This is a genomic window from Aliibacillus thermotolerans (assembly GCF_027853235.1).
In the GTDB taxonomy this organism is placed as follows: domain Bacteria; phylum Bacillota; class Bacilli; order Bacillales; family Marinococcaceae; genus Aliibacillus; species Aliibacillus thermotolerans.
The window spans coordinates 1-20,891 of the sequence record NZ_WKJG01000039.1; the positions used below are offsets into that span (position 1 = coordinate 1).

A 20,891-nucleotide genomic window follows, 5' to 3' on the forward strand; every position below is an offset into this window, starting at 1 on the left:
TGAAAAATAAACATTTAGCAAAAGCAGTTGCACAACAAAAATTATATGACTTTAAAAGAGTTATTCAGTATAAATGCGAATGGTTAGGTATTAAATTTGTTGAAGTTGATAGATGGTTTCCTTCATCTAAACTGTGTTCAAAATGCGGTCAGATTAATAAAGAGCTGAAATTATCTGACAGAGTATATAGGTGTGATTGTGGACATGAGATAGACAGGGATTTAAATGCATCTATCAATTTAGCAAATTATGCAATCAATATGTAATCACAAACAAGAACATATTGATATGTAGGGTTCGTTGTACCCGAATTAACGCCTGTGGAGTGTTATACCAAACGAGAGTAGCTTCGGCAAAATCGGACACGTTGAAGCAGGAAATAAACAAAACTTTAGAGTTTTATAGAGTTTTGGCAACGGAAATGCTTGCTCGTTATGAAAATGAAACAGTCGTCGTCGTTTGTTCTGGTTCCTCGAATGAATTTTGTTTAGAAGACTGGCTATTTTATACATTCATTACTCTCTCGAACGAATTGGAGCGACTGGGAGATGAGCGATTCAGCACTTTCTGCCTATCACTTTTATCAAGGGGTTGGAAAGAACAATGTCAGTGACTTGTTTTACGAAACTAGGGTTGGGAGAATGCTTATTCGCCAATGAATAAAAGAATCAGTGACATTTGCTTGTGCACACGATAAATATGACACAGTTCCAGAAATGATTGATCAAAAATATATTGGCCTTCATCACAAAAGCAGTACGACTGTGTGAACTTACTTCTATCAACAATTTGTGTTGGAAACATCCCTATTCGGCCAAGAGGCGTTTCCAGAAGCAATTTTTGATGAAGCGGTAACAAAAAATGTCCAAAAAGTCACCAATCATGACTTTTTGGACAGCTTCTTTTTGTAAGGTTTTTTCCTTTTTTCTAATGGTTGGGTTACTATTTCTAACGGTATATTTCTTTAAGTTTCCCACCAGAAGCGCATGCACAAGAAGTATAAATAAGCCTCCGATGATTCTATGTCACCAGTATGATGTACGCGGATCGTCAGCAGGACGGCCGAATGCACCACAAGCACCCAATCGAAGCTGCTCTGGAACGAGATTCCCCATTTGTAACACGTCGTGAGACCATTCGGTAGGATTTTGTGTGATATTTCGTCGTATGAATCTTTTATACGACACTTCAGTGCATCGATCTCGCAATAAAAGGTCGTATGAAACATGTGCGACCTATTTTTATCCTCATTTCTTCCATTTTAAGCTTTCATACGACCATTTGACCGGTGTTTGACAAAATGAAGCGTCGTATGAAACGTTTGTGGGACGATTCATCTTCTTTTTTTAAGCGTCATTCGTCGCATGAAACATAAAAACGCTCCGAATCACCTAAATTTTTCCAATTCTAATCCACTTACAACCACTCCTGTTCGAATTGTACGAAAAAAGTGTCGCATCACCAGTTCATACGACACTTTTTTCATCATTTTCATTTTTAATTGTTCTTTGTACACAAAAAGAGAAACTCACCAAGTTTTTGGCGATGACTGAAGTTTGTCCCAGCCACGGTCGTTGATTTGAAATTATTTTTTACTTGCAATTCGAGAAGAAAAGTTTTCTAAACGATCTCGGATAGGTGTAATCGGTTCGACATTCTCCCTATTTGCTAGAAACTCTGGACGAGGGGGTTGTCCGGAGAACGGTGCTTCTAATTTATTTTCAATCGAGTTATAGACAAAGAACACATTGCTGCGCGGATATGGAGAAATGTTGCCACTCGAACCGTGCATAACGTTGCAATCAAAGAAGAGGACAGAGCCTGCTGGTCCGGTGGCACGGTCAATTTTTCCGTCTGCTTGCTCCACAAGCCATCTCATGCTTTCGTTATCCGGGACCCCAATTTCTTGTTTTTGTAAAGAAGTTTTATAGTTATCTTCCGGTGTTTCTCCTGCGCATGAAACATACCAATTTTGAGAGCCTGGAATAATCATTAATGGTCCATTAAATTCATAGTTGTCTGTTAAAATAATAGAACAGCTTACCGCGCGCATATTTGGCATCCCATCTTCTACGTGCCAAGTTTCAAAGTCTGAATGCCAATAAAACTCTTTCCCTTTGAACCCTGGTTTAAAATTAATGCGAGACTGCGTAATATACACTTGGCTACCTAAAATTTGTTGTGCTGCTTGTACGATACGCGCATTTTTAGATAATGCTTGGAAAAAGCCGTTATCTTTGTGGACGTCAAAGACAGAACGAATTTCATCACTTCCCGGTTCTTTAATGACATCATCAGCTTCTCGATGCCTGTTCTCATCCATTGTTCGTTGAAGTTCGCTTTTCATAATCGCTACTTCATCTTCATTGAATACACGTTCTAAAAATAGATACCCGTTTTTTTCAAATTGATTTAATTCCTCATCTGACAACGGGCCTTCGGAAAACATTGGGTTACGGTGAACTACAGGATCTTTCCTTTCCATGATTTGAGCAGATTGCCCGGTTCTTGAAGGATACTTATCTACTGTCATTACACCATCACTCCCCTTGTTAATGATGACAATTTCTAGAAAAGTGAACCCAATATAGGTGTTTTCCTGAAAAAACGACTTTTTCCTCAAAAAGGAAGCCGACCTCCTACAAAAGGAGAGCGGCTTATCTACAGTATAACATGAAATAACAAGGTCGTAAAAAATCAGTCGACAATATTTTTAACGAGGATTCTTTTTTGGAAGTCGTAAAGATAATCCAACAAGGAAGAGACAAAAAGCGATACAAATATACGCAATGAGATGCAATTGTTCGAACGATATATTCGTAGTAAAAACAAGGCCTAAAAGACTTGATGAAAGTATCGCACCAAGATAGCGGCTTAATTGAAGCAGCCCAGAGGCAGCTCCAGTATCTTCTTTATTTACATGTTCATAGAGAGCTGTTTGTGTTGAAATGTTGTTAAAGCCAGAACTAAAGCCAATAATGATCATGATGGTAATTAGCCAAAAGAGAGGAGAAGACTCTCTAAATGTGAGCAGCAATGTCGTCCCAATAAGAAGAATAATGGCCCCGATAACAAGTGGTAGTTTGGAACCGGCTCGATCGATAAGGCGACCTGCGATAGGTGCTGTAAATACGCTTGCCCCAGCTAAGGAAAGCATGATGACACCTGTCGTTCCAACACTGTAATGAAGTTCTTGTTGCAAAAATGCAGGTAGACCAAAAAAGTAACAGTAATAGACGAGGTTAATTAAGACAAACTGGATATACACGAGCGTCACATTTGTATTTTTACGGAGTGATGTTACATCGATAAAAGGATCCTTTTTTCTTGTCTCTAATACATAAAAAACAATAAAACCTATGACACATATCATGAGAGTGATGTAATTAATTTTATTTTCTAAAGATAGTAGGAAAAGAATCAAAGCTGAGATTGTGACGATAAATAATAGGATGCCGGTGAAATCAATTCGTTTTAATTCTACTTTCCCTTTTTCCCCTCCTGGTAAAATAAAAAGAGCAAGAGTAAACGATAAAATGACGAATGGAAAATTAATAAAAAATATGGCCGGCCAATTCCATGAAGCAATTAAAAAACCACCAATGGACGGTCCAAAGGCAGCAGACGTTGTGGAAAAAATTGATAAAACAGCCAGTGACTGCGCTTGACGTTTTGTAATGTGCGTACGGACCATACTCATACCACTGGGAAACAGTGTCGAACTCCCAATTGCCTGTAATGCACGACAAGCAAGAAGAGTCGGAAAATTAGGAGAAAAGGGAGCGAGAATAGATGCAACAGCTACAATGAGAAGACCACTCATAAATAATCGTTTTGCTCCGAACATATCCGATAATTTTCCCATGACAGGTTGTCCAGCAGCACTGGCTAAGTAAAAAATGGAGATCAACCAAGAGGCATCCGCAAAAGTAAGAGTGAATTCTTCTTGGATTCGTGTTACCGCCACTGCAATCATTGAAGAATTTAAAGGGTTTAATAATGTACCAAGCCCAATCGTTAAAACGAGCAAACTCGCCTTCGGATATTTCGTTAACAAGACTTTCACCTGCAACTTTCAAGAGACATATATACAATATAGAAACATGTTACCATTTTTTTATTGTACCGTCTTGTAAAATGAATTTTCTTATCATTTTCAAAATTTCTCTTGCGAATTTTAATAAAATATTTTATAGTAATAATGAAAGAATGAATAGTTATTCATTTTTATTTTTTGCTTTGTGGTGAATGGTCATTCATTCAAAAAAGGAGGAAGACGATGAAAGGGAGCATTCAACAAGCAGCCGTACTTGGTGCAGGAGTGATGGGATCAAGTATTGCCGCTCATCTTGCCAATGTTGGAATACGAGTTTTGTTATTAGATATTGTACCGAAAGAGTTAACAGATGAAGAAAAGAAAAAAGGGCTCACACTAGACGACAAAGTAGTACGAAATCGACTGAGTAATCAAGCGGTGAAACAGTTAACCAAACAAAAACCGGCACCGCTTACGACAAAACGTAATCTTTCTCTTATTGAAACAGGGAACTTGGAGGATGACATGAAACGGCTCCAAGAAGTGGATTGGATCATTGAAGTTGTCGTTGAAAACGTCGCTATCAAAAAACAACTATTTGCACAAGTAGAAAAATATTGGAAAAAGGGTACCATTGTCAGCTCAAATACTTCTGGGATTTCGATTCATGAGATGACAGAAGGGCGCTCCGATGAGTTTTTATCTCACTTTTTAGGAACGCATTTCTTCAATCCGCCTCGGTATTTGAAGCTGTTGGAAATAATCCCGCATAAAAAGACGGATCCGGAAATCCTCGCATTCATGAAAAAATTTGCAGAAGATACGCTTGGAAAAGGGGTCGTTGAAGCGAAAGATACACCGAACTTTATCGGTAACCGTATTGGAACGTATGGATTACTTGTCACTGTGCAGGAAGTGTTAAAAAATGGCTGGTCCATTGGTGAAATAGATTCCGTCACTGGCCCACTTATAGGCAGAACGAAAAGTGCGACTTTTCGCACATTAGATGTAGTAGGATTAGATACTTTTCTCCACGTGGCCAAAAATGTATATGACCATGTGGAAGGAGAAGAAAAAGAAATGTTTGCTCCTCCATCCTTTATGAAGGAGATGGTGGAGAAAGGATGGATTGGAAGTAAAGCGGGTCAAGGTTTTTACAAAAAACAAAAAGGTGAAAATGGAAGTGAAATTTTAGAAATTGATCCAGCAACATTGGAATATGTTCCGCGGAAAAAAATAACGGCACCTTCCGTTGAGCGAGCAAAACAAGCAAAAGGACTTGAAAATAAATTGAAAACGATTGCATATGCGGAGGACGATGCTGGAAAGCTCGTATGGACATTGTTAAAAGCGACACTGTTATACTCCGCCGAAAAAGTAAAAGAAATTGCAAATGACATTGTTGCGATTGATGAAGCGATGAAATGGGGTTTTGGCTGGGAGCTTGGTCCATTTGAAACGTGGGATGCTATCGGAGTAAAAGAATCGGTTGCGAGAATGGAGAAAGAAGGAGAGAAAGTTCCGGAATGGGTAAAAGAGATGCTCGCAAAAGGCTATACCTCTTTCTATCAAACTCCGACCTTATATTACGACAATGGCACATATCAAGAAAAATCGGTGAATGAAAAAGAGATTCACTTAAAGACGTTGAAAAATGAGCGAAATGTCGTTTTAAAAAATGCCGGTGCTTCATTAATTGATATTGGCGACGACGTTCTCTGTTTAGAATTTCATTCCCCAAATAACGCCATCGGGCTAGATATTTTGCAAATGATTGAAAAGTCAATAGAAGAAGTAGAGAAGAACTATAAAGGGCTTGTTATCGGAAATCAAGGAAAGAACTTTTGCGTCGGTGCAAACTTGATGTTGATTTTAATGGAAGCCCAAGACGATAACTTCTTTGAACTTGATTTGGTCGTGCGTAAATTCCAACGTACGATGGCGAAAATTAGATATGCAAAGCGTCCTGTCGTGGCAGCTCCCCATGGCATGACCCTCGGTGGCGGAGCGGAAGTGTGCCTCCCGGCTGCAAGCATTCAAGCGGCTTCTGAAACATACATGGGTCTTGTGGAAGTTGGAGTCGGGTTAATCCCAGGTGGGGGAGGAACGAAAGAACTTTATCTCCGTCACATTGAAAACTTACCGAAAGATGAAAGTGTTGACTTGCTTCCAATCGCAAATCAAGTGTTTGAAAAAATTGCTCTGGCAAAAGTTTCGACATCGGCGGACGAAGCACGGGAGAACGGGTATTTAAGTGAACGAGACGGTATTGTTTTTAACGGAGATCATACGATTTATCGCGCAAAACAAGAAGTGCTCCATTTATACGAGCAAGGTTATCGTCCGCCGAAAAAAGAGAAAATCCCGGTCGTTGGAGAAACGGGATATGCTGCGATGAAAATGGGAGCGGAAACGCTGCGCTTCAGTGGAATGGCGTCGGACCATGATGTGAAGATTGCTGATAAACTAGCATTTGTGCTTGCAGGCGGTAGAGTCCCTAAAGGAACACTTGTCGATGAACAATATTTACTTGATTTAGAGAGAGAAGCATTTTTAAGTCTTGTTGGTGAACCGAAAACACAACAGCGGATGCAACATATGTTAACGAAAGGAAAGCCGTTACGTAACTAACGTCTTCAAGGAGGGGGATTACGTGAAAGAAGCAGTCATTGTTGCCGGTGCCCGCACACCGGTCGGAAAAGCGAAAAAAGGGACATTAGCCAATGCTCGTCCGGAAGATTACGGAGCATTGACGGTGAAAGAAACGTTAAAACGAGCGGATGGATACGATCCATCGCGCATAGATGATGTCATTATCGGTTGCGCCATGCCTGAAGCAGAACAAGGGTTGAATATGGCAAGAAATATTGCCGCCTTAGCAGATATTCCTCATACGGTACCTGCTGTAACGGTGAATCGTTACTGTTCGTCTGGGTTGCAAACCATTGCATACGCTGCCGAGCGAATTATGATCGGCCATGCCGAGGCCATTATTGCTGGTGGAGCTGAATCGATGAGCTTGATTCCGATGGGAGGAAACGTCATTGCCCCAAACCCTACCCTCGTAGAAAAAGCACCGGAGTACTACATGGGAATGGGACATACGGCAGAACAAGTAGCCCGTGAGTTCGGAGTCTCTCGAGAAGACCAAGATGCCTTTGCAGCAGAAAGTCATCGCCGGGCAGCAAAAGCAATTCAAGCTGGAAAATTTGAGGAAGAAATTGTACCTGTCGAAGTGACGTTACGCTCCGTTGACAACAACAATAAATTACAAGAAAAACACGTGACATTGACACAAGATGAAGGAGTTCGTCCAGATACAACAATAGAAACGCTAAGTCGTTTGAAACCTGCTTTCCACCCACAAGGTACCGTGACCCCGGGAAACTCTTCTCAAATGAGTGATGGAGCGGCTGCAGTTCTCGTGATGGAGAGAGAAAAAGCGGAAGCGGAAGGATTCACACCACAATTGAAATTTCGCTCCTTTGCGGTAGCAGGCGTTCGTCCAGAAGTGATGGGGATTGGTCCTGTGGAAGCCATTCCAAAAGCGGTCAAACTAGCAGGCCTTGAACTGGAAGATATCGGTTTATATGAATTAAATGAAGCCTTTGCTTCTCAGTCGTTACAAGTTATTCGTGCCTTAAACCTTGATCATGACAAAGTGAATGTAAATGGTGGTGCCATTGCTCTTGGACATCCTCTTGGGTGCACGGGTACAAAATTAACCCTCACTTTAATGCATGAAATGAAACGGCGTAAGGAGCAATTTGGAGTGGTCACGATGTGTGTTGGTGGCGGAATGGGAGCTGCAGGAGTCTTTGAATTACTATAACTTTTCCTTGGAGGGATGATGATGAACAATACAATGGAAATGGGAGTAAAAGGTGCTGGCTTTTTAGTAGGGGAAGTTCAAGCAGACCAAGTATTTACACCGGAAGACTTTACTGAAGAACATGAAATGATTGCTAAAACGACAGAAGATTTTGTTCTTGGGGAAGTCGTACCTGTGAAAGAAAATATTGAAAATCATGAATTTGATATTTCCGTAAAACTATTAAAGCAGGCAGGGGAATTAGGATTACTTGGTGCGGACGTACCGGAAAAATATGGTGGATTAGGTCTTGACAAAATTAGTTCATCTTTAATTACGGAAAAATTTGCGCGGGCGGGAGCTTTTTCTTTAAGTCACGGGGCACACGTGGGGATTGGTTCTCTTCCCATCGTCTTTTTCGGAAATGAAGAACAGAAGAAAAAATATCTCCCAGCCCTTGCGACAGGTGAAAAAATTGCGGCTTATGCATTAACAGAACCGAGCTCTGGCTCCGATGCCTTAGGTGCCAAAACAACAGCGGTGCTAAACGAAGAAGGGACCCATTATATTTTAAACGGGGAAAAACAATGGATTACAAACTCTGGTTTTGCTGATGTGTTCGTTGTATATGCAAAAGTGAATGGGGAACATTTTTCCGCTTTTATCGTAGAACGAGAGTTTGAAGGTGTATCTACCGGACCGGAAGAAAAGAAAATGGGGATTAAAGGTTCCTCTACTCGCACACTTTTATTGGACAACGTGAAAGTTCCGAAAGAAAATGTCCTCGGTGAAGTGGGGCGAGGGCATGTCATCGCTTTTAATATTTTGAATATCGGTCGCTATAAGTTAGGCATCGGTTGTGTCGGTGCAGCTAAGCGTGCGTTGCAATTAGCAGCGGAATACGCCAATGAACGAAAACAATTTAACGTTCCTATCGCTTCATTTCGCGCGATTCAAGAAAAAATCGGCACGATGGCGACAGAACTCTATGCTCAGGAAAGCGCTCTTTATAGAACCGGTGGTCTGTTTGAAGAGAACATGAGCAAACTAACGGCGGAAGAACAAGAAAACGGTGGAAAAGTAGCTGCTGCTATCGCTGAGTATGCCGTGGAATGCTCGTTAAACAAGTTTGCTGCTTCTGAAATGCTTGACTATGTGGCGGATGAAGCGGTGCAAATTTACGGTGGATATGGCTTCATGAGTGAGTATGAAGTAGAGACCATTTACCGTGATTCTCGTATTAACCGAATTTTTGAAGGAACGAACGAAATTAACCGACTCCTTGTACCAGGAACAATTTTGAAGAAGGCATTGAAAGGAGAGCTACCGCTATTACAAAAGGCGCAAAGCCTTCAAGAAGAACTCATGATGATGATGCCGGAAGAACCTGGGGACGCACCGTTAGAACAAGAAAAATATTTGCTTCACAATATGAAAAAAGTGTTTTTAATGGTAGCAGGAACGGGAGCACAAAAATACGAAACAGCCCTTGAAAAAGAACAAGAGTTATTACTTAAAGTTGCGGATATTGTAAGCGATATTTACTCGATAGAATCGGCAATCCTACGTACTGAAAAAGCAATCAACAAAAATGGAACAGAAAAAGAAGCCTTAAAATTAAAATATACCGCAGTGTTTACCGAAGAAGCGGTAAATCGGATTGAACAAACTGCAAAAGAGTCACTCATTCATATGGAAGAAGGAGATACCCTTCGTACTATGCTTTCAATGTTACGGAAGTTGACTCGCCATAACCCAATCGATGTGATTGCATTAAAACGTGAGATTGCAAAAGAAGTGTTAAAAGAACAAAAATATGTCGTGTAATTTTCGTTGTCCAATTTAGGGTGCATTGAGCACTCTAAAATAAAAATATATCACCTTTCTTTTCAGGCATTCTTCTCTCTGAAACGTATGGAAAGAAGCTCCGTGATAAAAACGGGGCTTCTTTCCGTGTTCACTTTGGGAGCATACATGAGTGTTTCAGAATGGTGTAGTAGTCTGTCCGTAGTGGGAAAGAACGCGCTTATCGCCTAAAACCCCTCACGTCCTTCACCTGCGATTACTCGGTGCAAAAGAGTCATTAAAGTATCTCCAAGTAGCTTTTGTGTAAGTCAGAACGAGGTAGAAGTTAAAGAGCGACTTCTAGCCTCGTTTTTCCACCGCCTTCGTGCTTGACCAGTTGTATCCGCCTTTCAATGATTTAAAAAAAATGACATAATAGGTAGGAGATTATATATAGAAAGGAGAATATATACGCATGGCGCTTACTTATTATGGATACAACCGATGTGGTACATGTCGAAAAGCGAAAAAGTGGCTTGATGAAAACGGTATCACTTATGATGAGTATGACATTACGAAACAACCCCCAAGTCGAGAAGAGCTAGAGGAGCTTTATAAAAAAAGTGGCTTAGAAATAAAAAAGTTTTTTAATACGAGTGGGAAAAAATATCGGGAACTTGGACTGAAAGATAAAGTGAAATCTGCTGATGAAGAAGAGCTCCTTGATATTCTTGCTTCGGATGGGATGTTGTTGAAGCGTCCAATTGTGACGGATGGGGAAAAGGTGACCGTTGGGTTTAAGGAGGATGTTTTTGAGGAAGTATGGAAGCAGTAATTATAATGGAGGAGGATCATGATGAACTTACCGCAAGAATTGAAGTATTCAGATGAACACGTATGGGTAAAAGAAGAAGGAGATCATATCCGTGTTGGAATTACTGATTTTGCCCAATCGGAACTAGGAGATATAGTTTTTGTAGAGCTTCCAGAAGAAGGAGATGAAGTGGAAGCGGACGAGCCTTTTGGAAGTGTCGAATCCGTAAAGACAGTTTCTGAATTATATGCACCAGTGAGTGGAAAAGTGGTTGAAATTAATGAAGAACTAGACGATTCACCGGAGTTTGTCAATGAATCTCCTTATGATAAAGCGTGGATGATCGTTATCGAACCTTCTAATAAAGGAGAGCTCAATGAATTAATGTCTGCAGCGGAATATGAAGAAATGGTGAGCGAAGATTAACCGTATTCTCTATCCCTAAAAGGCGACGAACGTCTCGTCTTTTAGGGTTCTTTTTGTGCAAAAGAAGTCGAAATTAATCGATATATAAGAGGTAGGGAAGAAATGGTCCTTTTCCTCCTCTTTAATGCTTTGTATAATAGCAAGATAGGTAGTTTGTGTCTGATGTGAGAAAAGTGATGATCACAAAAAGCATTTTTCTCGTCTTGACGGGTTTTAGAATGGTTGCGTACCATCGTTCGCGGTCATCATCCTTACGTAGCGTTTCTCCATGTTGTGTTTTTTCACAAGTCCTTCATCCCATTGTTTTATCTTGTCTGAGGCTTTCTTCGTGTTGATGCGGAGGATGTCAAACATGCTCGAGTACTTTCTAAATGTCTCCCTTGAACTTTCACCTTTTTCTAAAACTATTTGCTATCTAGGAGAAAATAGATAGAATAGTATCATGATGCGTAGGAACTATTGACAAATTCAAAAACTATTCAATTAGCGAGAAACATTGTTTTCTGATAAGATTTATATGATATAATCCAAATGAGGGATTGCAGATGATACATTTACAACAACTATCAAAGATTTTCCGCACGAAAAAAGACGAGATTACTGCGGTAGATAATGTTGATCTTTCCATTCGCGAAGGAGAAATTTTTGGCATTATCGGTTACAGTGGTGCGGGTAAAAGTACATTAATTCGCTTGCTTAACATGTTAGAGCGTCCGACAATAGGAGAAGTCATCGTTGCAGGAAAAGAAATGTCTACGCTTCGAGGAAAACCGTTACGAGAAGCGAGACAAAATATAGGAATGGTTTTTCAACATTTTAATTTGCTCTGGTCTCGAACCGTCTTTGAAAATATTTCTTTTCCATTAGAAATTGCTCGTGTTCCCAAAGCGGAACGGACGAAAAGAGTGAATGAATTAATGGAGCTTGTCGGTTTGAGTGAACGAGCAAACGCTTATCCTTCTGAATTAAGTGGGGGACAAAAACAGCGAGTGGGTATTGCACGCGCGCTAGCAAATGATCCAAAAGTGCTCTTGTGTGACGAAGCGACATCCGCCCTTGATCCAAAGACAACGGACTCTATTTTAGATTTGCTTGTAGATATTAATCAAAAATTTGGTTTAACCATTGTGTTGATCACCCACGAAATGTACGTGATTCGTAAAATTTGTCACCGAGTCGCTGTTATGGAAGATGGGAAAATTGTGGAGCAGGGGGACGTTCTAGACGTTTTTCGCCAGCCGAAAAAACAAATTACAAAAGAGTTCGTCAAACAAATGGCTGAGCAAGAAGAAACGTTAGATACCGTTGTCCCGCTTTTAAAAGACCATCCATCCGGGCCTATTGTTAAGTTAATGTTTTTAGGAGAAGGAGCAGAAGAACCTGTTATTACCCATCTGATTCGTCAGTGTGGTGTTAGTGTGAACATTTTACAAGGGAAAATATCTCGCACGAAAGATGGTAGTTATGGCACCTTATTTGTTCAACTGCAAGGAAATACCTCCCACATTGAACAAGCATTGGCGTTTTTAAGAGAGAACAACGTAGAAGCGGAGGTGCTCACCGATGTTTAAACAGCTCCTCCCAAATGTCAATTGGAGTAATATGTGGGAAGCAACAGTCGAAACCATTTACATGAGCTTCATTGCCGTTGTCATCACTTTTATACTCGGAATTTTCTTAGGGTTAGTTTTATATTTAACAGATAAGGATAACCTTTGGGAAAATAGAATGATTCATGCGATTACAGCAGCTTTTGTAAACATCTTTCGTTCTATTCCTTTTATCATTTTAATTATTTTACTTATTCCATTTACAACGTTTTTAGTTGGCACGATGCTAGGTCCAAGTGCAGCTTTACCAGCGCTTGTCATCGGAGCTGCCCCTTTTTACGCGCGCATGGTCGAAATCGGTCTGCGGGAAGTGGATAAAGGGGTTATTGAAGCAGCGCAGTCGATGGGAGCGAATCAATGGCAAATTATTTTTAAAGTGCTTCTCCCGGAGTCTATGCCTGCCCTTGTTTCCGGGATTACGGTCACTTCCATTGCGTTAGTTAGTTACACTGCAATGGCAGGAGTCATCGGCGCTGGAGGATTAGGGGATCTTGCTTTTCGAGAAGGATATCAGCGCAACAATCCGGATGTTACTTTTGTAGCTACCATTGCCATTCTTATTATTGTATTTATTTTGCAATGGATTGGCGATTTTATTACTCATAAAACAGATAAAAGATAGGAAGGGGTAAGTACCAATGAAAAAGTGGTTATCATTACTATTTGTCACTGTGCTGTTATTTGTTTTAGCAGCTTGTGGTGGCGGGGAAGAACAGCCGACAGAAGAAGAAACAGAAGCACCAGCGGAGGAAGAGACAGAGGAAAGTGCAACAGAGAATGGAGAGTTAGAGACGTTAGTAGTTGGAGCGTCGAATGTCCCTCACGCTGAAATTTTGGAATTTGCCACTGATTTGTTAGAAGAGCGAGGAATTGAATTAGAGATTGTCACGTTTAATGACTATGTATTGCCGAACCAAGCTTTAGCAGAAGGAGAAATTGACGCAAACTATTTTCAACATATTCCTTATTTAGAAGGCCAAATTGAGGAACATGGTTACGACTTTGTGAATGCTGGCGGTGTACATATTGAACCGATCGGAGTATATTCACAAGAATATGAAAGCTTAGAGGAATTACCGAATGGTGCAGAAATTTTAATGAGTAGTTCTGTAGCTGATCATGGAAGAATATTAATGATGCTGGAACAAGAAGGTCTCATTACATTGAGTGACGAAGTAGACGGAGTCGAAGCGACCGTGGACGATATTGTAGAGAATCCGAAAAACCTACAATTCTCCGCAAACATTGAACCGGCAATGCTTCCACAAGCTTTTCAAAACGGGGAAGGCGATGCGGTGTTAATTAACTCAAACTACGCTATTGACCACGGTCTCAATCCGTTTACTGATGCCATTGCAATAGAAGATGGAGAAGATAATCCGTATGTCAATATCATTGCCGTACGAAGCGAAGATGAAAACAATGAAGAGATTCAAACATTGTTAGAAGTGTTACGCTCTGAAGAAGTTCAAACATTTATCGAAGAAACGTATAACGGAGCAGTGGTGCCTGTATCAGAATAAGGAAAGGGAAGGAGGTGTCTCATGCATGGCATCTCCTTTTCCATGTCATCAACTTTTTCAGCAAAAATGTATAAAAAAAGAAAAAAACTACATATTACAAAGGAAAGATTCCCTCGATCGGCAAGTCGCCTCTTGCTACTTCTTCTCAAATAACACAGCCTATTTGAAATTGTTAGATTGATTTCAGTTTTCATTTGCAGAAAAATTTGTTACACTAACGATAGTAAATTGAAAGAACAAAATGGGGAGTGTTTCCCGGAAGAGTAGACTTTTGGGAATGCTCCCTTTTATATTTTGGCAGTTTCCACTATTATGATAGGAGAAACCTATTGGCTAAATTGTTCCCGCGCATCTCATGTGTTCTCTTGAAGTTTATTTGAATTTGTTATAAAATAATAATGAGAATAGATTGAGAATGAAAAAATAAGGGTGTCTACGTCATCCTTTAATTATAAACAATGGAGGTATATCATATGGCAACACCAACTTTAAAAATAGAAAATCTTCATGTAGAAGTGGAAGGTACTGAAATTATTAAAGATTTTAATCTGGAAATTAAAGGTGGAGAAATCCACGCAATTATGGGTCCGAACGGTACAGGCAAATCAACCCTTGCCTCCGCGATTATGGGACACCCTAAATATACCGTGACACAAGGAAAAGTGCTGTTAGACGGAGAAAACATTCTCGATATGGACGTAGATGAACGGGCAAAAGCAGGATTGTTTCTTGGAATGCAATATCCAAGTGAAATTAGCGGAGTAACAAACTCTGATTTCTTGCGTTCTGCCATCAATACAAAACGTGGTGAAGGAAACGAGATTTCCTTAATGAAATTTATTCGAAAAATGGACGAGAAAATGGAACAGCTAGAAATGGATCCATCTTTTGCGCAACGTTATTTAAACGAAGGATTTTCCGGCGGGGAAAAGAAACGAAATGAAATTTTACAGTTGTTGATGTTAGAACCTAAGTTCGCTATATTAGATGAAATTGACTCTGGTCTTGATATCGACGCTTTAAAGGTTGTAGCAAACGGTGTGAATAGCATGAGAAACCCTGAATTTGGCTGTTTGATTATTACACACTATCAACGTCTTCTCAACTATATTACACCGGATCAAGTACACGTGATTATGCAAGGCCGCATCGTAAAATCCGGTGGTGCTGAACTGGCGGAACGTTTAGAAAACGAAGGTTATGATTGGATTAAAGAAGAACTAGGAATTGAAAACGAAAAAGTTGGCGAACAAGAGCAAGAAGCGTAAAAACGGGAGGTATAGATGATGTCAGTGGATACAAAATGGACGTTTGATGAAAAATATGTAAAAGAGTACTCCCAACGTCGGGGAGAACCTGAATGGCTCACCGAGGAGCGCCTTCTTGCTGTCCGACTGGCAGAGAAGCTAGAACTCCCGAAGCCAGAAAAAACGAATATTAAAACATGGAATTTTACTTCTTTTAAGCATGACGTCACTGGAGATTATGGTGAATTAAAAAGAGAAGAATTGCCAGAAGAAGTAAGAGTTCTTCTCGATCGAGCGAGTGAAGGAGAAAATATTCTCGTTTTGCGGGATGGAAAGCTTGTTTATCGTTCCATTAGCGAACGGTTAAAAGAGCAGGGAGTGTTGTTTGTAGATATTGAAACGGCGGCAAAAGAGCACGGGGATTTATTAAAACAATATTTTATGAGTCACGCAGTGGACGTGGATGAAAATAAATTAACAGCACATCATGTTGCATTGATGAACGGCGGAGTTTTCGTTTACGTTCCGAAAAACGTAGAAATGGAAGAGCCGCTCCAAACGATTTACTGGCAAGAAGATCCAGAGGCAGCGATTTTTAATCACGTGACTGTCGTTGCGGAAGACAACAGTCAAGTGACTTATTTAGAAAATTACGTATCATTTTCTGAACAAGATGCAGTAGCAAATATCATTTCTGAAGTATACGCCAAACCTGGAGCAAACATTTCCTACGGTGGGGTGGATCATTTTGAAAAAGGAATGACCACTTCCGTCATCCGTCGTGGATATGCAGAAAAGGATGCTACCATTAAATGGGCACTTGGCCAAATGAATGAAGGAAACACACTCTCCGACAATACAACCATTTTAAAAGGGGACGGTGCTAACGCTGATGCGAAAGCAGTCTCTGTAGGGCGAGGGAAGCAAAGTCAAAACTTCTTGACGCACATTGTTCATCACGGCAAACATACCGATGGTCAGATTTTAACCCATGCAGTGATGAAAGATGAAGCTTCTTCCATTTTCAATGGAGTTTCAAAAATAGAAAAAGGAGCAACAAAATCGAACGGTGAACAAACGGAACGGGTGCTGATGCTAAGCGAGCGTGCTCGAGGGGACGCCAACCCGATTTTGTTAATTGATGAAGATGATGTTACCGCAGGACACGCTGCTTCTGTTGGACAAATTGATCCAATGCAAATGTTTTATTTGATGAGTCGTGGTATTTCAGAAAAAGAAGCAGAAAGACTCATTATTCACGGTTTCCTTGCTCCAGTCGTGGATCAATTGCCTCTTCAAGCGGTAAGAGAACGTTTAACAGAAGTGATTGAAAGGAAAGTGCAATAATGGATGTACAAGAAGTTCGCAAAGAGTTTCCAATACTCCATCAACAAGTCAATGAAAAACCGCTCGTATATTTAGACAGTGCAGCAACAGCCCAAAAACCATTGCGAGTCATTGAAGCAGTGGACGATTACTATCGCCGTTATAACTCCAATGTGCATCGAGGGGTTCATACATTAGGTGGAATGGCCACCGATGCATACGAAGGAGCACGGGAAAAGGTTCGTTCTTTTATCGGTGCAAATACTACGGAAGAAATCATTTTTACAAGAGGAACAACCACGTCCTTGAACATTGTCGCTCATAGTTATGCCCGTGCGTTTTTAAAAGAAGGCGATGAAATTGTGCTTACGCCAATGGAACATCACAGCAACATCATTCCATGGCAGCAAGCCGCCAAAGTAACGGGGGCGACACTGAAATATATTCCCCTGCAAGAAGATGGAACCATTACATTAGAAGACGTGAAGAAAACCATCACAAATCATACGAAAATCGTAGCCATCTCTCACGTTTCCAATGTGTTGGGAACGATGAACCCAGTGAAGGAAATCACTCGCATGGCACACGAACAAGGAGCTATCACCGTAATTGATGGTGCTCAAAGTGCTCCGCATATGAAAATAAATGTGACCGACTTGGATTGTGATTTTTATGCCTTTTCTGGACATAAATTAGGAGCACCGACAGGAATTGGTGTCTTGTACGGAAAAAAGGCATTACTTGAACAAATGGAGCCGGTGGAATTCGGGGGAGAAATGATTGATTTTGTTGATCTATACGATTCCACCTGGAAAGAGCTCCCATGGAAATTTGAAGGCGGAACACCAATAATTGCAGGTGCGATTGGGCTTGCCGCAGCGATTGATTTCCTTGAAGATATCGGAATGGATCAGATTCATCAACATGAAACGGAACTAGTCAATTATGCCTTTGAAAAATTACAAACAATTGATGATTTATCCATCTATGGACCAAGAAAGAGAGCAGGACTGATTACATTTAATTTAGAGAGTGTTCACCCGCACGATGTGGCAACCGTATTAGATGCAGAAGGAATTGCAGTAAGAGCCGGTCACCATTGTGCGCAGCCATTGATGAAATGGTTAGATGTCACAGCAACAGCCAGAGCTAGTTTTTATTTATATAACACATTCGAAGAAATAGATATTCTGACCGACGGTTTACTAAAAGCAAAGGAGTATTTCGGGGATGTCTTTTAATGGGAATCTAGATACACTCTACCGACAAGTGATTATGGACCATTACAAAAACCCGCGGAATCGTGGGAAACTGAATGGTGACACCCTTCATATTCATATGAATAATCCAACTTGTGGAGATCGAATTGAGTTGCAATTGAAAATAGAAGACGACAAAGTCACGGATGTGAAGTTTTTAGGAGAAGGATGTTCGATTAGTTTATCGTCCGCTTCCATGATGACAGAGGTCATTAAAGGACTACCAGTGGACGAAGCGCTTGACATATCGCACATTTTTTCGCAAATGATGCAAGGGGAATCGTATGATGAAGAAAAGTACGACCTCGGTGACTTACAAGCACTGGAAGGAGTACGAAAGTTTCCTACTCGCATTAAATGTGCTACACTTGCGTGGAAGGCCATGGAAAAAGGACTAAAGGAACAGGAAAATAATTAGGAAAGAGACATTGGGGAGAGCTGTCTCATAGAGATGTCAGCGGAAGGTGCGATGAACGTCATCATGAGACAGCTATTATAACGAAGAGGGATTGTCACAATCGGCAATTCACTCGATTTTCCTAAAGGAGGTCATTCACATGGCTAAACAATTGCCAGAAATAGGAGAATATCAGTACGGTTTTAGAGATAAAGACGTATCAATTTTTCGTTCGAAAAAAGGTTTGACGGAAGAAATTGTACGAGAAATCTCAGAAATGAAAGAAGAACCACAATGGATGCTTGATTTCCGGTTAAAGTCTTTGGAAATTTTTTATAAAAAACCGATGCCTCAATGGGGTGGCGATTTAACAGGACTCCATTTTGATGATATCACCTATTATGTCAAACCTTCTGAACGCTCAGAGAGATCTTGGGATGAAGTGCCGGAAGAAATTAAAAACACGTTTGACAAGTTAGGAATTCCAGAAGCAGAGCAAAAATATCTTGCAGGTGTATCTGCACAATACGAATCAGAAGTGGTCTACCACAATATGCAAGAGGACTTGGAGAAACAAGGAATTATTTTTAAAGATACAGATTCCGCTCTAAAAGAAAACGAAGATCTTTTTAGAAAATATTTTGCAACCGTCGTTCCTCCGTCTGATAACAAGTTTGCAGCCCTTAACTCTGCGGTCTGGTCAGGTGGCTCTTTCATCTATGTTCCAAAAGGAGTAAAGACAGATACACCACTTCAAGCGTATTTCCGAATTAACTCGGAAAACATGGGACAGTTTGAACGGACATTAATTATCGCGGATGAAGATAGCTCGGTGCACTACGTAGAAGGTTGTACCGCACCAATTTATTCCACCGATTCACTTCACAGCGCAGTCGTTGAAATCATCGTGAAGAAAAACGCATACTGCCGTTATACGACCATCCAAAACTGGGCACCAAACGTATATAACTTAGTGACAAAACGTGCGGTAGCTGATGAGGGTGCAACGATGGAATGGATTGACGGAAATATTGGATCGAAAGTGACGATGAAATATCCGGCAGTAATTATGCGTGGAGAAGGGGCAAAAGGAACCGTGCTTTCCATTGCGATTGCAGGAAAAGGTCAACACCAAGACTCCGGTGCAAAAATGATGCACTTAGCCCCTAACTGTTCTTCCACCATTGTCTCGAAATCAATTTCTAAACACGGTGGGAAAGTAACGTACCGGGGAATTGCTCACTTCGGTCGGAAATCGTCTGGATCGAAGGCGAACATTGAGTGTGATACACTCATACTCGATAATAAATCCACGTCAGACACCATTCCATATAACGAAATCTTAAACAACAACATTACTCTCGAACACGAAGCTTCTGTATCGAAAGTATCTGAAGAGCAGCTCTTCTATTTGATGAGCCGCGGTATTTCCGAAGAAGAAGCAACAGAAATGATCGTTATGGGCTTTATCGAGCCATTTACGAAAGAATTGCCGATGGAATATGCGGTTGAAATGAACCGTCTCATTCGATTCGAAATGGAAGGCTCTATCGGTTAATATTTATCAAAAAAACCTGTCACATTGGATGTGGCAGGTTTTTTATGGTTTGTACGTCATATTTTTATGGTTTGTACGTCATATTTTTATGGTTTGTACGTCATATCATGAAGCATATCTGTTTATTGTGGGGTGGAGACTACTTCACACAAGATGAGGTGTGAAAAGGAAAAGATAGGCGCATTTGTCGAGATGCTTATAGTGAAGCGAGGTGAGAATGAAAAGTGAACATTACAGACATCCGTTCGAGAGCACCGAGACACCGAACCAAAAGAATCATTCGTAGACCTTTGAGCGCTATTCGAAAAATTGTCATCCATCACGGGGCAACGAGAAGGGGGCTAGGTGGTACGAATTACGAAGCATATCTCCGCTATCATGTCTACACGAATAATTGGTCATGTGGTGGTTATACGTATGGTGTGGAGCCAAATGGAGAGATTAAATGGGGGTATGACTGGACGATCCAGACACCGCATGTAGGAAACGCGAATAGGCACTCTCTTGGCATCGTTTTACCTGGCGATTTTCGACATGAAAAACCGACGGATATCCAGTGGCGACGAGCATTAGAATTAGTCAGTGACATAAAAAATAAACTGCCGAACCGAGTAAGAGTAGTGGGGCATCACGAAGTATCAGGTTACGAATGGAAAGAGTGCCCAGCTTTTAGTATGAATCGGTTTCGAATTGATTTAAAAAAATTAGGAAAAGGAGCAAAGTATATGTGGCCAACAAGTCCAACTTTGCGAAAATGCTATGAAACACAGTTAGAAAGAGCAATAAAGCGTGGCATCATCGATCAGCAATGGTTACAACGCTACAAAAAAGGCACTCTAGATCAGTCAGATGCCATTGCGTTGAATATGCTTATTTTTAGTGCAGAACCTAGTCGACAAGTATATGATGTTCATGCAAAAGCGTGGAACAAAGCAATGAAAAAAGGTGTGCTGAACGGGGAAAAACCGAATCATCCGTTAACGAGATCGGAGTTTGCGACAGCAGCGAACCGCCTCGGGTTGTTGGATTAAAGTGGTGGTTTCCCTTGCATATTCACGATTGAGAAAGATACATTAGGGCAACATACGAATGACCACAA

The 20,891-nt window shown here is 40.7% G+C and carries 17 protein-coding genes; 15 read left to right on the forward strand and 2 right to left on the reverse strand.

All coding sequences use genetic code 11. The features are described 5' to 3' along the window. Window positions 1-266, forward strand: a 266-nt coding sequence (locus GJS40_RS06370; RefSeq protein WP_270897022.1) for an RNA-guided endonuclease InsQ/TnpB family protein, incomplete at its 5' end; no start/stop codon positions are given. A gap of 1,319 nt (window positions 267-1,585) precedes the next feature. Here the strand turns inward: GJS40_RS06370 and thpD are convergent. Together thpD and GJS40_RS06380 are read right to left on the reverse strand one after the other, a co-directional pair. Continuing rightward, window positions 1,586-2,533 (reverse strand): ectoine hydroxylase, encoded by a 948-nt coding sequence (gene thpD, locus GJS40_RS06375; protein ID WP_270897024.1) that lies wholly within the window; start codon window positions 2,531-2,533, stop codon window positions 1,586-1,588. Between the two features lie 180 nt (window positions 2,534-2,713). Beyond that, entirely contained in the window at window positions 2,714-4,057 is a 1,344-nt protein-coding gene (locus GJS40_RS06380; RefSeq protein ID WP_270897026.1) for an MFS transporter, read from the reverse strand. Between the two features lie 222 nt (window positions 4,058-4,279). On the opposite strand from GJS40_RS06380, the gene GJS40_RS06385 reads away from it, so the two are divergent. From GJS40_RS06385 to GJS40_RS06450, 14 genes are all read left to right on the forward strand, one after another. Then, a complete protein-coding gene (locus GJS40_RS06385) occupies window positions 4,280-6,667 on the forward strand; it encodes a 3-hydroxyacyl-CoA dehydrogenase/enoyl-CoA hydratase family protein (RefSeq protein ID WP_270897028.1) in 2,388 nt (795 codons plus the stop codon). A gap of 22 nt (window positions 6,668-6,689) precedes the next feature. After that, window positions 6,690-7,868, forward strand: coding sequence for an acetyl-CoA C-acetyltransferase (locus GJS40_RS06390; protein WP_270897030.1), 1,179 nt, complete (start codon window positions 6,690-6,692; stop codon window positions 7,866-7,868). A 21-nt stretch (window positions 7,869-7,889) separates the two neighbouring features. Further along, window positions 7,890-9,674 (forward strand): acyl-CoA dehydrogenase family protein, encoded by a 1,785-nt coding sequence (locus GJS40_RS06395; protein WP_270897031.1) that lies wholly within the window; start codon window positions 7,890-7,892, stop codon window positions 9,672-9,674. Between the two features lie 433 nt (window positions 9,675-10,107). After that, window positions 10,108-10,467: an arsenate reductase family protein gene (locus GJS40_RS06400; protein WP_270897032.1), complete on the forward strand. Its 360-nt coding sequence runs from the start codon at window positions 10,108-10,110 to the stop codon at window positions 10,465-10,467. Between the two features lie 21 nt (window positions 10,468-10,488). Next, complete coding sequence (gene gcvH / locus GJS40_RS06405) at window positions 10,489-10,872, forward strand: glycine cleavage system protein GcvH (RefSeq protein WP_270897033.1); 384 nt, start codon at window positions 10,489-10,491, stop codon at window positions 10,870-10,872. 545 nt (window positions 10,873-11,417) lie between these two features. Next, window positions 11,418-12,443 (forward strand): methionine ABC transporter ATP-binding protein, encoded by a 1,026-nt coding sequence (locus GJS40_RS06410; RefSeq protein WP_270897034.1) that lies wholly within the window; start codon window positions 11,418-11,420, stop codon window positions 12,441-12,443. Beyond that, the gene (locus tag GJS40_RS06415) at window positions 12,436-13,104 is read left to right on the forward strand and encodes a methionine ABC transporter permease (RefSeq protein ID WP_270897035.1); all 669 of its coding nucleotides are present in this window, start codon (window positions 12,436-12,438) and stop codon (window positions 13,102-13,104) included. The genes GJS40_RS06410 and GJS40_RS06415 overlap by 8 nt, the downstream gene beginning before the upstream one ends. A gap of 16 nt (window positions 13,105-13,120) precedes the next feature. Beyond that, window positions 13,121-14,005: a MetQ/NlpA family ABC transporter substrate-binding protein gene (locus tag GJS40_RS06420; protein WP_270897037.1), complete on the forward strand. Its 885-nt coding sequence runs from the start codon at window positions 13,121-13,123 to the stop codon at window positions 14,003-14,005. A 473-nt stretch (window positions 14,006-14,478) separates the two neighbouring features. After that, entirely contained in the window at window positions 14,479-15,273 is a 795-nt protein-coding gene (gene sufC, locus GJS40_RS06425) for a Fe-S cluster assembly ATPase SufC (RefSeq protein WP_270897039.1), read from the forward strand. An 18-nt stretch (window positions 15,274-15,291) separates the two neighbouring features. Further along, window positions 15,292-16,599: a Fe-S cluster assembly protein SufD gene (gene sufD / locus GJS40_RS06430; RefSeq protein ID WP_270897041.1), complete on the forward strand. Its 1,308-nt coding sequence runs from the start codon at window positions 15,292-15,294 to the stop codon at window positions 16,597-16,599. Next, window positions 16,599-17,819 (forward strand): cysteine desulfurase, encoded by a 1,221-nt coding sequence (locus GJS40_RS06435; protein ID WP_270897043.1) that lies wholly within the window; start codon window positions 16,599-16,601, stop codon window positions 17,817-17,819. Before sufD ends, GJS40_RS06435 begins: the two co-directional genes overlap by 1 nt. Continuing rightward, window positions 17,809-18,255 carry a Fe-S cluster assembly sulfur transfer protein SufU gene (sufU, locus tag GJS40_RS06440; protein WP_270897045.1) on the forward strand — a complete coding sequence of 149 codons (447 nt, stop codon included), beginning with the start codon at window positions 17,809-17,811 and terminating at the stop codon, window positions 18,253-18,255. Before GJS40_RS06435 ends, sufU begins: the two co-directional genes overlap by 11 nt. 139 nt (window positions 18,256-18,394) lie before the next feature. Next, window positions 18,395-19,792, forward strand: coding sequence for a Fe-S cluster assembly protein SufB (gene sufB / locus GJS40_RS06445; protein WP_270897046.1), 1,398 nt, complete (start codon window positions 18,395-18,397; stop codon window positions 19,790-19,792). 224 nt (window positions 19,793-20,016) lie between these two features. Then, window positions 20,017-20,823, forward strand: a complete 807-nt coding sequence (locus GJS40_RS06450; protein ID WP_270897049.1) for a peptidoglycan recognition protein family protein — start codon at window positions 20,017-20,019, stop codon at window positions 20,821-20,823. The last annotated feature ends 68 nt before the right edge of the window (window positions 20,824-20,891 follow it).

Coding starts and splice junctions, on each gene's coding strand:
- GJS40_RS06420 (WP_270897037.1), top strand. CDS start 13,121: ATGAAAAAGTGGTTATCATTACTATTTGTCACTGTGCTGTTATTTGTT.
- sufC (WP_270897039.1), top strand. CDS start 14,479: ATGGCAACACCAACTTTAAAAATAGAAAATCTTCATGTAGAAGTGGAA.
- thpD (WP_270897024.1), bottom strand. CDS start 2,533: ATGACAGTAGATAAGTATCCTTCAAGAACCGGGCAATCTGCTCAAATC.
- GJS40_RS06395 (WP_270897031.1), top strand. CDS start 7,890: ATGAACAATACAATGGAAATGGGAGTAAAAGGTGCTGGCTTTTTAGTA.
- GJS40_RS06435 (WP_270897043.1), top strand. CDS start 16,599: ATGGATGTACAAGAAGTTCGCAAAGAGTTTCCAATACTCCATCAACAA.
- sufB (WP_270897046.1), top strand. CDS start 18,395: ATGGCTAAACAATTGCCAGAAATAGGAGAATATCAGTACGGTTTTAGA.
- GJS40_RS06385 (WP_270897028.1), top strand. CDS start 4,280: ATGAAAGGGAGCATTCAACAAGCAGCCGTACTTGGTGCAGGAGTGATG.
- GJS40_RS06410 (WP_270897034.1), top strand. CDS start 11,418: ATGATACATTTACAACAACTATCAAAGATTTTCCGCACGAAAAAAGAC.
- sufD (WP_270897041.1), top strand. CDS start 15,292: ATGTCAGTGGATACAAAATGGACGTTTGATGAAAAATATGTAAAAGAG.
- GJS40_RS06400 (WP_270897032.1), top strand. CDS start 10,108: ATGGCGCTTACTTATTATGGATACAACCGATGTGGTACATGTCGAAAA.
- sufU (WP_270897045.1), top strand. CDS start 17,809: ATGTCTTTTAATGGGAATCTAGATACACTCTACCGACAAGTGATTATG.
- gcvH (WP_270897033.1), top strand. CDS start 10,489: ATGAACTTACCGCAAGAATTGAAGTATTCAGATGAACACGTATGGGTA.
- GJS40_RS06415 (WP_270897035.1), top strand. CDS start 12,436: ATGTTTAAACAGCTCCTCCCAAATGTCAATTGGAGTAATATGTGGGAA.